We start from the raw sequence: 13,559 nt of genomic DNA, 5'->3' as shown, positions 1-13,559 counted from the left end.
ACCTATTATTTTTATTTTTTGAGGTGAGTATATGAATAACGTACGTGTTGAAGTGGATTTATTAGGTGAAAGGGAAGTGCCTGCAGATGCTTATTGGGGGATTCACACACTAAGAGCGGTTGAGAATTTTAATATTTCAAAAAACACCATTTCAGATGTACCGGAATTTGTACGTGGTATGGTCATGGTTAAAAAGGCAACCGCATTAGCCAATGGCGAATTAGGTGCGATTCCGAAAAAAGTGGCTAGAGCGATTGTCGAAGCTTGTGATGAGATTTTAGTGAAAGGTCGCTGTATGGATCAATTTCCGTCAGACGTATATCAAGGCGGAGCAGGTACATCAGTGAATATGAACACTAATGAAGTGGTGGCGAATTTAGCACTTGAATTACTCGGTCATCAAAAAGGTGACTATAACGTGGTTAACCCGATGGATCACGTAAATGCAAGCCAATCAACCAATGATGCGTATCCAACCGGTTTCCGTATTGCGGTCTATAATAGTATCTTACATTTAATTAAAAAAGTCCGTTATTTACAAAAAGGTTTCGAAGCGAAAGCGGAAGAATTTAAAGATGTGCTAAAAATGGGACGTACCCAATTGCAAGATGCCGTACCGATGACAGTTGGTCAAGAATTTAAAGCGTTTGCGGTATTATTGGAAGAAGAAGTACGTAATTTAAAACGTACCGCTAAATTATTGTTAGAAGTAAACTTAGGTGCAACCGCAATCGGTACCGGTTTAAATACACCGGAAGGTTATTCTGAATTAGCGGTTAAACATTTAGCGGAAGTAACCGGTTTACCATGCGTATTATCAGAAAACTTAATTGAAGCGACTTCAGACTGTGGTGCTTATGTGATGGTGCACGGTGCGTTAAAACGTACGGCGGTTAAACTTTCAAAAGTATGTAATGACTTACGTTTACTTTCATCAGGTCCACGTGCCGGTTTAAACGAAATTAACTTACCGGAATTACAAGCAGGCTCTTCAATTATGCCGGCAAAAGTGAATCCGGTTGTGCCGGAAGTCGTGAACCAAGTATGTTTTAAAGTGATTGGTAACGACACAACAATCACCTTTGCGGCAGAAGCTGGTCAGTTACAATTAAACGTAATGGAACCTGTAATTGGTCAAGCAATGTTTGAATCTATCGAAATTCTTGCTAATGCTTGTGTGAATTTACGTGATAAATGTATTGATGGCATTACGGTAAACAAAGAAATTTGTGAAAACTTTGTGTTTAATTCAATCGGTATCGTAACTTATCTCAATCCATTTATCGGACATCACAATGGTGATATTGTTGGTAAAATTTGTGCACAAACAGGCAAAGGTGTTCGTGAAGTGGTGTTAGAACGTGGTTTACTCACAGAAGCGCAACTAGATGATATTCTTTCTGTTGAAAACTTAATGAACCCAACCTATAAAGCTGCAAAATTTACTGAAGAAGAGTAGTTTTAGCTTAGTTTTATAAACTGACAAGCGGTCGAATTTGCAAAATTTTCTACAAATTCAACCGCTTGTTTTTATTTAAACATTTCAATAATTCTTGAAATATAAACATAGAACGTTATAATTTTTACTATGAATATCGAACACGCAAGTCAAGTATTTGGTACGCTCAATTCGCCGATCAGACTACAAATTTTTCAGAAGCTTGCTGCTCAAGGCAGTAAAGGAATGATTGCTGGAGAATTGGCTAAGCAGTTGGGTATTGCACCGAATAACCTTTCTTTTCATCTAAAAACATTGGCTACCGCCGGCTTAATTCATAGCCAACAAGCGGGTAGATTTGTGCATTATTATGCAAATTTAGCACTTATGATGGAGCTGGTGGCTTTTTTAACTACGAATTGTTGTAAAGAAAGCGATGATCCGAATTGCAAATTTTGTGGGTGAATGTCCACAAAATTTTTTACCTTAACATTTCAATAAATATTGAAATATTGGAGAAAATATGGAAAAAGTTACGATTTATCATAATCCCAAATGTGGCACATCTCGTAATACATTAGCGTTAATCCGCCACTTAGGCATTGAGCCAACGATTATTCACTACCTCGAAACGCCTCCCGATGAGATGACACTACGAAACTTAATTTCAGAAATGGGGATTTGTGTGCGGGATCTGCTTCGGACGAATGTACCACCCTATGAAACATTAAATTTAAGCCGTATGGAATTGAGTGATGACGAACTAATTGCTGCGATGCTTGCTGAACCGATTTTAATAAATCGTCCGATTGTTATCACAAGCAAAGGTGTTCGACTTTGTCGTCCGTCTGAAAAATTTTTGGAAATCTCACCGGTTTCATTGAATAAACCTTTTATTAAAGAAGATGGTGAAATAATTAATAATTTAGAAACAACTTAGGGGTAAGAATTTTTTATGCAACAAACTTTAAAACAACAATGGTTTTCTAATATTCGAGCAGATTCCCTTTCCGGGCTGGTCGTTGCACTAGCTTTAATTCCTGAAGCGATTGCTTTTTCCATTATTGCGGGCGTAGATCCGAAAGTCGGTTTATATGCATCATTTTGTATTGCGGTGGTAATCAGCTTTGCCGGCGGACGACCGGCTATGATCTCGGCAGCTACCGGTGCAATGGCGTTAGTTATGGCATCACTAGTGAAAAGTCACGGTTTAGAATATCTATTGGCAGCCACAATTTTAACCGGGGTAATTCAAATTATTGCCGGGTTCTTAAAATTAGGGTCATTAATGCGTTTTGTTGCAAGAGCTGTGGTAGTTGGTTTTGTAAACGCATTAGCGATTTTAATTTTTCTTGCCCAATTACCAGAGTTAACCAATGTTACTTGGCATACTTACGCACTGGTTGCGGCGGCATTGGGAATTATCTATCTTTTTCCTTATTTGCCTAAAATCGGCAAAATATTGCCATCACCTCTCGTTGCGATCGTTGTACTGACTATTGTTAGCTATTTTATGGGGCTAGATGTACGTACTATCGGAGATATGGGGGAATTACCGGATAGCCTGCCGGTGTTTTTATTACCGAATATTCCGCTTAATTTAGAGACGTTATTAATCATTTTACCTTATTCGTTAAGTTTGGCGGCAGTCGGTTTGCTTGAGTCATTAATGACGGCAACCATTGTTGATGAAATGACCGAAACAGAAAGTGATAAAAATAGAGAATGTAAAGGGCAAGGTATTGCCAATATTGCTTGTGGTTTTATGGGCGGAATGGCAGGTTGTGCCATGATTGGTCAATCGGTTATCAATGTAAAATCCGGCGGAAGAACACGACTTTCTACCTTTTTAGCCGGTATCTATTTATTAATTATGGTTGTATTTTTGGCGGATATTCTAAAAATTATCCCAATGCCAGTATTGGTTGCGGTAATGATTATGGTATCTATCGGTACATTTAACTGGCAATCAATTAGAGATTTAAAAACGCATCCGATAGGCTTTAATGCAGTAATGTTGGTTACGGTATCCGTAGTGGTTTATACCCATAATTTAGCATTGGGCGTTTTTGCCGGCGTATTGCTGGCAGCATTGTTCTTTGCCAATAAAATCGGACGTTATATGCTGATTAAATCATTACCGACAGAGAATGATTCTGTGCTTGCATACGGCGTTATCGGACAAGTATTTTTTGCCTCGTCTGATGATTTTATTAATAGTTTTACTTATGACAATCCGGCAGTTAAGCAAGTGAGTATCGATCTCACCCACGCACATTTTTGGGATGTTACGGGAATCGCTGCTTTGGATAAAGTGGTACTTAAATATCGTAAAGCCGGTGTAGAAGTTGAAGTATTCGGTTTAAATGAAGCGAGTCAAACGCTTGTTGATAAATTTGGTGTACATGATAAATCCGAAGATGTCGATATTGTATTTAATCATTAATAAGGGAATAAAATGGGGATCTTTGAGCGTTTTTTAACAATTTGGGTTGCCTTAGCTATTACAGCTGGAGTTGCATTAGGTGTAGCATTTCCGCAAGCGGTCGAAAAAGTAGCATTATTGGAAATTGCACATATTAATTTGCCAGTAGCGGTATTAATTTGGCTGATGATTTACCCGATGATGATTCAAATTGACTGGTCAGCAATCAAAGATGTGGGTAAAAAGCCGAAAGGTTTAGCAATGACGATCGTAGTAAATTGGTTAATTAAGCCGTTTACAATGGCATTAGTCGGCTGGCTATTTTTCCGCTTTTTGTTTGCTTCATGGGTTGAGGCACAAACGGCTCAGGAATATATAGCCGGTATGATTTTACTTGGTGTTGCACCTTGTACCGCAATGGTTTTCGTTTGGTCTCAATTAGTAAAAGGAGACCCGAACTATACTTTGGTGCAAGTATCGGTGAATGACATTATTATGATTTTCGCTTTTGCTCCGATCGCCGGTTTTCTGTTAGGGATGAGTGATATTACGATTCCTTGGGAAACATTGTTATATAGCACACTACTTTATGTGGTGTTGCCGTTAGTTGCCGGCAGTGTCACTCGCAAAATTTTGCTGAAATCTAACCGCTCTATTTCCCAATTCGGCAATAAATTAAAGCCATTTTCGATGATGGGGTTGATCTTAACCGTAGTGTTATTATTTGCATTCCAAGCGGAAACAATCTTAGCCAATCCGCTGATTATTGTACTGATTGCAATTCCGTTATTGGTTCAGACTTACGGTATTTTCTTTCTTAGCCATTTACTCTCGAAATGGTTAAATTTACCGAAAGAAATTTCTGCGCCGGCTTGTTTAATCGGTACCAGTAATTTCTTTGAATTAGCGGTGGCTGTTGCGATTTCACTGTTTGGTTTACATTCCGGCGCAGCTTTAGCAACGGTCGTTGGTGTGTTGGTTGAAGTACCGGTTATGCTGTCGTTAGTCTGGTGGATTAATCGTTATAACACCTAAAAGAAAAGCGGTCGAATTTGCAAAATTTTGTGCAAATTCGACCGCTTGTTTATGGAAGATTAGCTGTTGCTAATGCTTAATTGATCATTTTGATAGTCCACCACAACAGGGCTATTCGGTAATAATTTACCGCTTAAGATCTGTTGTGCAAGTGGATTTTCAAGTTCTTGCTGAATTGCACGTTTAAGCGGTCTTGCGCCGAATAACGGGTCAAAGCCAGCTTTGCCGATATGATCCAACGCATTATCCGTGACTGTCACTTCGTAACCACGTTCCGCAAGGCGAGCGATTAAACGTTGTAATTGAATACGAGCAATTGCACGAATATGCTCTTGACCAAGTGGGTGGAACACCACAGTTTCATCAATACGGTTGATAAATTCAGGGCGGAAATGTTGTCCTACCACTGACATTACCACTTCTTTCATGCTGGCGTAATCCAATTCTGGGTTTTCTTGGATTAAATGCGAACCTAAGTTTGATGTCATAATCACCACCGTATTGCGGAAATCTACCGTACGACCTTGACCATCGGTTAAACGACCGTCATCCAACACTTGAAGCAAGATATTAAACACGTCCGGATGAGCTTTTTCCACTTCATCAAGTAGTACGACCGAATATGGACGGCGGCGAACCGCTTCGGTTAAGTAGCCGCCTTCTTCGTAACCGACATAGCCCGGAGGTGCGCCGACTAAACGAGAAACGCTATGTTTTTCCATAAATTCCGACATATCGATACGTACCATCGCATCAGGATCCTCGAAGAGGAAATTCGCCAAGGTTTTGCAAAGTTCGGTTTTACCGACCCCAGTCGGGCCAAGGAATAAGAATGAACCAATCGGACGATTCGGATCCGACAACCCGGCACGGCTACGGCGAATCGCATTTGCAACGGCTTCAACCGCTTCGTTTTGTCCGATGACACGGCTGTGTAACACTTCTTCCATACGCAACAGTTTTTCTTTCTCGCCTTCCATCATTTTGGAAACAGGAATACCGGTTGCTTTAGAAAGCACTTCTGCAATTTCTTCATCGGTTACTTTGGTACGAAGTAGTTGATTCTCTCCGCCTTCTTCCTCACGTTTAACCGCTTCAGCTAACTGTTTTTCTAATGCCGGAATTTTACCGTATTGTAATTCGGACATTTTTTCGAAGTTACTTTCACGGCGAGCTTGATCCATTTCAATACGGGCATATTCTAACTCAGTTTTGATATGTTGCGTACCGAGTAATGCTGATTTCTCCGCTTTCCAAACTTCTTCCAATTCAGAATATTCACGCTCACGAGCGGTCAATTCTTCATCTAATTTTGCAAGACGTTGGCGACTTGCTTCATCTTCCTCTTTTTGTAACGCTTGGCGTTCCAATTTAAGTTGAATAATACGGCGTTCAAGTTTATCTAACGGCTCAGGTTTAGAATCGATTTCCATACGTAAACTGGATGCGGCTTCATCAATTAAATCGATCGCTTTATCCGGTAATTGACGGTCGGAAATATAACGGTGCGAAAGGGTTGCCGCTGCTACGATTGCTGGGTCGGTAATTTGTACATGGTGGTGAATTTCATAACGTTCTTTCAAGCCACGTAAAATTGCAATCGTATCTTCTACAGTAGGTTCATCCACTAATACTTTTTGGAAACGACGTTCAAGTGCCGCATCTTTTTCGATATATTGGCGATACTCATCTAGTGTAGTTGCCCCAACGCAATGTAATTCACCACGAGCAAGAGACGGTTTGAGTAAGTTACCGGCATCCATTGCGCCGTCCGTTTTACCCGCACCAACCATAGTGTGAATTTCATCAATAAATAAAATAACCTGACCTTCTTCTTTGGCTAATTCATTAAGTACCGCTTTTAGACGTTCTTCAAATTCACCACGATATTTTGCTCCGGCAATTAATGCGCCCATATCGAGGGAAAGCACACGTTTATTTTTTAAACCTTCCGGCACTTCGCCGTTGACGATACGTTGTGCCAAGCCTTCTACGATCGCAGTTTTACCGACCCCAGGTTCACCGATTAATACAGGGTTATTTTTAGTGCGGCGTTGTAAAACTTGTACCGCACGGCGGATTTCTTCATCACGACCGATTACCGGATCTAGCTTGCCAGCTTTGGCTCGTTCGGTAAGGTCAATGGTATATTTTTGAAGGGCTTGTCTGGTTTCTTCTGCGTTTTGATTATTCACGTTTTCTCCTCCTCGAATTTGGCTGATTGCGTTGTTTACTTTCTCTTTAGTTAAGCCAAATTGTTTTAATAATTTGCCTAAATCGCCGTTATCGTCCAGTGCGGCAAGTACAAATAATTCCGATGAAATAAAGCTATCGCCGAATTGTTGTGCCAATTTATCAGATTGATTTAACAGGCGAATCAGTTGTTGTGACGGTTGGGTTGTACCGCCGGATACGGTCGGTAAGCGGTTTAAAATCGTCTCTAATTCACTCAAAATACGTTGCGGTTGCACATTGAGCGCGGTAAATAGTGGGGCGATAGAACCGTCTTGTTGTTTGACTAACGCATAAAGTAAATGTGCCGGTTCAATATAGTTATTATCTTTTCCGATGGCTAAAGATTGGGCTTCTGCAAGAGCTTCTTGCAGTTTGGTAGTAAATTTTTCGAAATTCATATTTTTACTCCTAAATTTCATTAATCTGTATCGAGCAAGATTTATACTCGCTTCAACGCTTTAATAAATGGAGCTAGTCGAATTTATTTCAAGTTAAAATGTGAAAAAGATCACAAAAAAGGAATAAATACCCCCTTATAGGTATTACTTTGTAGTTTTTTTGATTTTCGTCAATAAAACTTATCAGATCTGTTCTTAAAATGTTATCAAGGTAACAGATTGGTTACCTTTTTATTTTCAATCACAACAAATTAGAGGTCAAAATGAAAAAAGTAGCGTTGGCAGTGATGTTAAGTGGTGCGTTATTAGCGGGTTCAGCAGTGGCACATCAAGCGGGTGATGTGGTTGTTCGTGCCGGTGTGGTAAGAGTGAATGCAAATTCAGAATCAACGACTAAAACACCGATTCAAGTAGATTTAAAAGTGAAAAATAACCAACAATTGGGTTTAACGGCAACTTATATGTTTACCGATAATGTTGCGGTAGAGTTATTAGGTGCAACCCCATTCTCGCATAAAATTAATGCAAATGTGCCGGCTTTAGGCGCTGCATCTGGTTTAGGTCGTGTAGCGATTGTGAAACAATTACCGCCAAGCTTATATGCACAATATTATTTCTTTAATGCGGATTCGACAGTGCGTCCGTATGTCGGTGCGGGTTTAAATTACACACGTTTCTTTAATGCGAAATCAACTCACGCAGCGGTAACCAATTTAGAAGTGAAAAAACATTCATTTGCACCGGTTGCAAACCTTGGTGTGGACGTGAAATTAACCGATAAACTTTCTTTCAATGCGGCAGCATGGTACACACGCATTAAAACAACTGCAAAATTTGATGCGTTAGGCGCAAAACACGAAGTGAAATTAAAACTGGATCCGGTTGTATTATTTGCTGGCTTTGGTATCAACTTCTAACAAAGAATGTAAGCAAACGGCTATTTAGTCATCTCTCTACACAATAACCGTTTGCCTTATTCTTGGAAGAGGGGCAGGGAGGTCCCTGAATTTTGCATCGATATGTCTGCATAGGTAGTGCATAGATATATTTGAATAAATATGCAAAATTTCAATAAAAAATGACCGCTTATCCAATTGGGTAGGCGGTCATTCTCTTTAGACTTTATAAACAGAAATGATGAATTAGTTTGCTGAGTAATTCTCGGGTCGGCTCAATAAATTTCGTTTCCAAAAATTCATCCGGTTGGTGAGCTTGTTCGATAGATCCCGGACCTAACACTAGAGTCGGGCAAAGCTGCTGAATAAATGGTGCTTCGGTACAATAGTTTACCGCATCGCATTTTTCGCCTAACAGTTTTTCAACCACTTGCACCACTTGTGCGGAATGTTCACACTCATAACCGGGAATACCGTCATGTAAGTGACGAATTTCAATTAGATCGCCGTATTGTTCCAACATCGGTTTCAGATTTTCATTCACCATCGCATATAAATCTTCAACCGATAGATTTGGTAACGGGCGCATATCGAATTGCAATTCACAACACGCACAAATACGATTAATTGCATCGCCGCCGTGGATATTGCCGAAGTTCATTGTTGGATACGGCACTTTAAACAGATCATTATGATATTTTTCACGTAGCTGATTACGCATATTCATCAGATAACCAGTCGCTTGGTGCATTAATTCAATCGCATTAATGCCACGATCCGGATCACTTGAGTGACCACTTTTTCCGGTAATTCTGACCGCTTCACCGACATGGCCTTTATGCGCTCGAATCGGCTTTAAAGAAGTTGGTTCGCCGATAATTGCACAATCAGGGCGAATATGCGTATGTTGGGCGAAAGTTCTGGCGCCAAGCATGGTGGTTTCTTCATCAGCGGTCGCTAGAATACGCAATGGTTTAGTTAGTTTGCTTAAATCAATTTGGCTAACCACATCGACAATAAATGCGAAAAAGCCTTTCATATCTGCTGTACCTAAACCGTAGAATTTGCCGTCTTGTTCTGTTAATGCGAACGGGTTGAAAGTCCATTTACCTTCGTCAAACGGTACAGTATCGGTATGTCCAGCTAATAATAAACCGCCTTCGCCCTCACCGTAAGTGGCTAATAAATTATATTTATCACGGCTGCCTTCCACTCGGATAATTTCGGTTTTAAAGCCGAAATCGGCAAGCCAAGTTGCCAGTAATTCGATAAGTTGTTTGTTAGATTGATCTTCCGCCGCTTCTAAACTGGAAATAGTCGGCAGCGCAATTAAATTGCGGTAACGTTCGATAAATTTTGTGTTTGCCATAATACTTTCTCTTTTTATTTACGTTTTAACATTGCTAGACCGGCGAGAATTTCCCAAATCATAATTGCATAGATAGCTATTCGCTCAAGTATTGGTGTTAGTATATTTGGGAAAAAGATTGTTATGAGTACGCAAAATACGCCGATTGTACCGGCTTGAATACTAAAACGGCGTAGCCAGACAAGCTGCGGTTTAACAATATCAATTCCCACCATAATAATTGCTAAGTTACCGAATAAATAGGTTAGACTTGCCCCTAAATTTTGTAACCCTCCGGCAGTGATTTTAGCTTGTGATGAAGGGATTAGGCTCATTCCGATACTAAAGAAAGCCGCAAAAATAAGCGCTAATAACCAATATTTACGACGAGATAGCTGCACGATCACGGCAAGATATGCAATTACAAAAGCTAATCCCTGTAAGCTAAAAACCGCATTCATCACTTGCGATAACGGTGAAAAGGTATTGGTTTTTCCATCAATAATCGTGCCGAAAGGGATAAGTAACTCTAACACTGTATGTCGAATATAACTGATGAGTGATGATTCGCTAAAGAGGTTAACCACAAACTCGGCAAACAGGTAGAACACGCCCATAAATGAAAGCAGGGCGGCTAATAAAACAACAATAAAACGGCCACAACCGCGAATGAGCGGGTGCATAAAAAACGGATACACGGCAACCCCAAATGATCCGTTGTTAAAAAAGTCTTGTAATTGACGTGAAACTTCAACGATTTTATTTGCAAAAATTCGAAGAAAAGCGACCGCTTTTTCTGCAAAGGCTGTTTTCATGTCTGTTCCTGAATTATTGAGTGATAAGCGTGTAAATCGCTCCAACAAATAGCAGTAAAATAATAGCGAGCAATAACAGTTCCGACTTAGTTAGCTGTAATTTACCGGTATTTTTATAACGTGCGTGGAAAAATAAAAGAACGCCCGGCATATATAACACAACCGATAATAATAAGTAGTCTAACCCCGCAGCATAAACAATCCATAAACCGTAAATTGACGCCATCGCACCAGTCAGTTTGATATACCATGCTTCGTTTTGTTTTATTGCCACTTTGAATAAATAAGCGCCGACTAAGAAATAAGGCACCAAAATCATCGTAGTCGAAAGCTGAATTAGCATACTGTAGCCTTTGCCGGTAAACAAAACAAGCAATAGACTAATTTGAATCGTAATATTGGTTAACCATAAACCGGCAATCGGTGTGCCGTTAATATTGGTACGGTTTAATAATTTCGGGAATACTTTGGTTTTTGCCGCTTGGTAAGGGATTTCCGATGAAAACATCGTCCAGCTCATATAAGAAGCTAATACCGACACAATCAAGCAGAAAGTGATAATGATCTTACCGCCAGCGCCCATCATTTGTTCCATTAAACCTGCCATAGACGGGTTCGGCATTTCGGCAATCACTTCACGAGGGAGAATACCAAGCGATAATACCGTAATCGACACATAGAGAACCAAGGTAATCAAAATACCTAGAATGGTGGCTAAGCCGACATCACTTTTCTTTTTCGCGTGAGCGGAGAGTACCGAAGCACCTTCTACACCGACAAATACCCAAAGCGTGATCAGCATCGTACCTTTTACTTGTTCTAAGGTACTTTCACCCAATTTGCTGCCGTTGAAATCTTGTATAAATTGTTCAGGTGAGAAGAACCAAATCGCTAAGCCGATAAATAAGAATAGCGGTAAAGTTTTAACAATCGTTGCAACTAAATTCACAAATGCAGCTTCTCGGATGCCTCGTGCAATCAGATGATGGACTAACCAAACAATTGCCGAAGCACCTAAAATGGAAGCGACAGTATTGCCTTGCCCAAAAATGATATGGTTTTCACTATCAACAAAAGTTCCCAACCCTTCAAAAGCGACGACTAAGTAGCCTACGCTGCCTATCGCAGTACAGAGCCAGTAACCCCAAGCCGATACGCCACCGATAAAATCACCGAACCCTTCACGAGCGTAGGTGTAAATGCCGCCCTCTAACTCAGGTTTAATACGAGAAAGGAAGAAGAAAGATAAGCCTAAAAAAATGATACCGACACCGGTAATTAACCAGCCGATCAATAGCGCTTGCGCACCGGCAACCTCCGCCATATTTTGCGGAAGGCTAAAAATACCGGAACCGATCATAGAGCTGAGTACTAATGCGGTTAAAGAAAAGAGACCGATTTTGCCTTTTGACATGCAATGTCCTTATAATTGTTATTCACACAAACTGCATAATTTAGCATAAAAATAAAAAATCCCCTAATGTTGAAACATTAGAGGATATTATCTTTTTAGCCCCAATCAACGTTGGTGAAACTGTTATAAACCGCCCAAATAAACAAGATGCCAATAAGCACTAATAAAATTTTCTCAAAAGTCGAGAGATTTAATGCTTTTCCTTGGTGTTGATAGCGTGAGTAAAGGAATAAGCCAATGCCGGGCGCATAAAGTAATACCGACAATAATAAGTAATCTAAACCCGCCGCATAGACAATCCATAAACCGTAAATTGATGCGATAAAACCGGTCAGTTTTATATACCACGCTGAATTTTGTTGGAATGACAGTTTCAATAAATATGCACCGATTAAGAAATAAGGTACAAGGATCATTGAGGTCGAAATTAATAATAAGGCGTTGTAGCTTTTACCGGTTAATAACACAAGGAATAAACAGAATTGCACCACAAAACCGGTAAACCACAGTGAATTAATCGGCACTTCATTCGCATTCAATTTATCTAAAATTTTCGGGAATGCACCGTTTTTAGCACCACGATAAGGCACTTCTGCCGAATACATTGTCCAGCTTACATAAGAAGCAAGCACCGACACAATTAAGCAAAAAGTAATTAAAATCTTACCGCTTGAGCCAATCATCGTTTCTAATAAACCTGCCATTGACGGGTTTGACATCTCCGCAATCGTTTCACGCGGTAAAATGCCGAGTGAAAGCACGGTAATTGCAATATATAAAACTAATGCGATCAGAATCCCAAGTACGGTCGCCAAACCCACATCACTTTTCTTTTTAGCGTGAGCAGATAACACGGAAGCCCCTTCCACACCGGTAAATACCCAAAGGGTAATCAACATCGTGTTTTTCACCTGTTCCGACACACTGTTATTTAATGCTGTACCTTGTAAATCTTGGTTAAACGTTTCGCCTTTGAAATACCAAATCGCTAAACCGATAAATAACACGAGTGGGAATACTTTCACAAAAGTTGCAATCAAGTTTACCGTCGCCGCTTCTTTAACACCGCTAGCTACCAAAGCGTGAACTAACCACACGATAATTGAAGCACCGATAAAAGACGCAAGCGTATTGCCTTGTCCGAAGATAATATTGGTTTCCGAATCGGTAAACGAACCAATTCCCTCAAACGCTACCACTAAATAGCCGACAATCCCGATCGTCGCACACAACCAGTAACCCCAAGCGGAGAGAAAGCCAACTAAATCGCCAAAGCCTTCACGTGCATAAGTATAAATACCGCCATCTAAATCCGGACGCAGACGAGAAATAAAGAAGAAAGAAAGCCCGAGGAAAATAATTCCGATGCCGGTAATGATCCAGCCGAGAATTAACGCTTCACCACCAGCGACTGCCGCCATATTCTGCGGTAGGCTGAAAATCCCAGAACCAATCATCGAACTGAGCACCAGTGCGGTTAAAGAAAGTAACCCAATTTTTTTGTTTGACATAATTGCCCTTATTTTGATGTTGTGCTTGATACAAGCAGTTAAAT

General features: G+C 40.3%; 11 protein-coding genes. 6 read left to right on the top strand and 5 right to left on the bottom strand.

Going from position 1 to position 13,559, the window contains the following annotated elements; translation table 11 throughout:
• Positions 1 to 31: 31 nt before the first annotated feature.
• The 5 genes from aspA to arsB all read left to right on the top strand — a co-directional run bounded on the left by aspA (position 32) and on the right by arsB (position 4,898).
• On the top strand, positions 32 to 1,459 hold the full coding sequence (gene aspA / locus ASU1_RS05880) for an aspartate ammonia-lyase (protein WP_014991868.1): 1,428 nt from the start codon (positions 32 to 34) through the stop codon (positions 1,457 to 1,459).
• Positions 1,460 to 1,588: 129 nt separating this feature from the next.
• A complete protein-coding gene (locus ASU1_RS05875) occupies positions 1,589 to 1,903 on the top strand; it encodes an ArsR/SmtB family transcription factor (RefSeq protein ID WP_014991867.1) in 315 nt (104 codons plus the stop codon).
• A 58-nt stretch (positions 1,904 to 1,961) separates the two neighbouring features.
• Entirely contained in the window at positions 1,962 to 2,378 is a 417-nt protein-coding gene (gene arsC, locus ASU1_RS05870; RefSeq protein WP_014991866.1) for an arsenate reductase (glutaredoxin), read from the top strand.
• A gap of 15 nt (positions 2,379 to 2,393) precedes the next feature.
• A complete protein-coding gene (locus ASU1_RS05865; protein WP_014991865.1) occupies positions 2,394 to 3,884 on the top strand; it encodes a SulP family inorganic anion transporter in 1,491 nt (496 codons plus the stop codon).
• A gap of 12 nt (positions 3,885 to 3,896) precedes the next feature.
• Positions 3,897 to 4,898 (top strand): ACR3 family arsenite efflux transporter, encoded by a 1,002-nt coding sequence (gene arsB / locus ASU1_RS05860; RefSeq protein WP_014991864.1) that lies wholly within the window; start codon positions 3,897 to 3,899, stop codon positions 4,896 to 4,898.
• Positions 4,899 to 4,957: 59 nt separating this feature from the next.
• Here the strand turns inward: arsB and clpB are convergent, their stop codons facing one another.
• Positions 4,958 to 7,531: an ATP-dependent chaperone ClpB gene (gene clpB, locus ASU1_RS05855; protein ID WP_014991863.1), complete on the bottom strand. Its 2,574-nt coding sequence runs from the start codon at positions 7,529 to 7,531 to the stop codon at positions 4,958 to 4,960.
• A 263-nt stretch (positions 7,532 to 7,794) separates the two neighbouring features.
• Here clpB and ASU1_RS05850 point away from each other — a divergent pair, with 263 nt between their 5' ends.
• Positions 7,795 to 8,448 carry an OmpW/AlkL family protein gene (locus ASU1_RS05850; protein ID WP_014991862.1) on the top strand — a complete coding sequence of 218 codons (654 nt, stop codon included), beginning with the start codon at positions 7,795 to 7,797 and terminating at the stop codon, positions 8,446 to 8,448.
• 205 nt (positions 8,449 to 8,653) lie between these two features.
• On the opposite strand, the gene argE is transcribed toward ASU1_RS05850, so the two are convergent.
• The 4 genes from argE to ASU1_RS05830 all read right to left on the bottom strand — a co-directional run bounded on the left by argE (position 8,654) and on the right by ASU1_RS05830 (position 13,515).
• A complete protein-coding gene (argE, locus tag ASU1_RS05845) occupies positions 8,654 to 9,796 on the bottom strand; it encodes an acetylornithine deacetylase (RefSeq protein WP_014991861.1) in 1,143 nt (380 codons plus the stop codon).
• A gap of 14 nt (positions 9,797 to 9,810) precedes the next feature.
• Positions 9,811 to 10,590, bottom strand: a complete 780-nt coding sequence (locus ASU1_RS05840) for a hypothetical protein (protein WP_014991860.1) — start codon at positions 10,588 to 10,590, stop codon at positions 9,811 to 9,813.
• 13 nt (positions 10,591 to 10,603) lie between these two features.
• Positions 10,604 to 12,004: a basic amino acid/polyamine antiporter gene (locus ASU1_RS05835; RefSeq protein ID WP_014991859.1), complete on the bottom strand. Its 1,401-nt coding sequence runs from the start codon at positions 12,002 to 12,004 to the stop codon at positions 10,604 to 10,606.
• Between the two features lie 95 nt (positions 12,005 to 12,099).
• Positions 12,100 to 13,515 carry a basic amino acid/polyamine antiporter gene (locus tag ASU1_RS05830; protein ID WP_014991858.1) on the bottom strand — a complete coding sequence of 472 codons (1,416 nt, stop codon included), beginning with the start codon at positions 13,513 to 13,515 and terminating at the stop codon, positions 12,100 to 12,102.
• Positions 13,516 to 13,559: the final 44 nt, after the last annotated feature.

Source organism: Actinobacillus suis ATCC 33415 (assembly GCF_000739435.1).
GTDB classification, from domain to species: Bacteria; Pseudomonadota; Gammaproteobacteria; order Enterobacterales; family Pasteurellaceae; genus Actinobacillus; species Actinobacillus suis.
Note: the sequence above shows the minus strand (reverse complement) of the source record. Positions and strands in the feature narration are given on the sequence as shown.

What these genes read in the sequence shown, in the direction of transcription:
- aspA (WP_014991868.1), top strand. Translation starts at nt 32, where the DNA reads ATGAATAACGTACGTGTTGAAGTGGATTTATTAGGTGAAAGGGAAGTG.
- ASU1_RS05840 (WP_014991860.1), bottom strand. Translation starts at nt 10,590, where the DNA reads ATGAAAACAGCCTTTGCAGAAAAAGCGGTCGCTTTTCTTCGAATTTTT.
- ASU1_RS05830 (WP_014991858.1), bottom strand. Translation starts at nt 13,515, where the DNA reads ATGTCAAACAAAAAAATTGGGTTACTTTCTTTAACCGCACTGGTGCTC.
- ASU1_RS05850 (WP_014991862.1), top strand. Translation starts at nt 7,795, where the DNA reads ATGAAAAAAGTAGCGTTGGCAGTGATGTTAAGTGGTGCGTTATTAGCG.
- ASU1_RS05835 (WP_014991859.1), bottom strand. Translation starts at nt 12,004, where the DNA reads ATGTCAAAAGGCAAAATCGGTCTCTTTTCTTTAACCGCATTAGTACTC.
- ASU1_RS05865 (WP_014991865.1), top strand. Translation starts at nt 2,394, where the DNA reads ATGCAACAAACTTTAAAACAACAATGGTTTTCTAATATTCGAGCAGAT.
- arsB (WP_014991864.1), top strand. Translation starts at nt 3,897, where the DNA reads ATGGGGATCTTTGAGCGTTTTTTAACAATTTGGGTTGCCTTAGCTATT.
- arsC (WP_014991866.1), top strand. Translation starts at nt 1,962, where the DNA reads ATGGAAAAAGTTACGATTTATCATAATCCCAAATGTGGCACATCTCGT.
- ASU1_RS05875 (WP_014991867.1), top strand. Translation starts at nt 1,589, where the DNA reads ATGAATATCGAACACGCAAGTCAAGTATTTGGTACGCTCAATTCGCCG.
- clpB (WP_014991863.1), bottom strand. Translation starts at nt 7,531, where the DNA reads ATGAATTTCGAAAAATTTACTACCAAACTGCAAGAAGCTCTTGCAGAA.
- argE (WP_014991861.1), bottom strand. Translation starts at nt 9,796, where the DNA reads ATGGCAAACACAAAATTTATCGAACGTTACCGCAATTTAATTGCGCTG.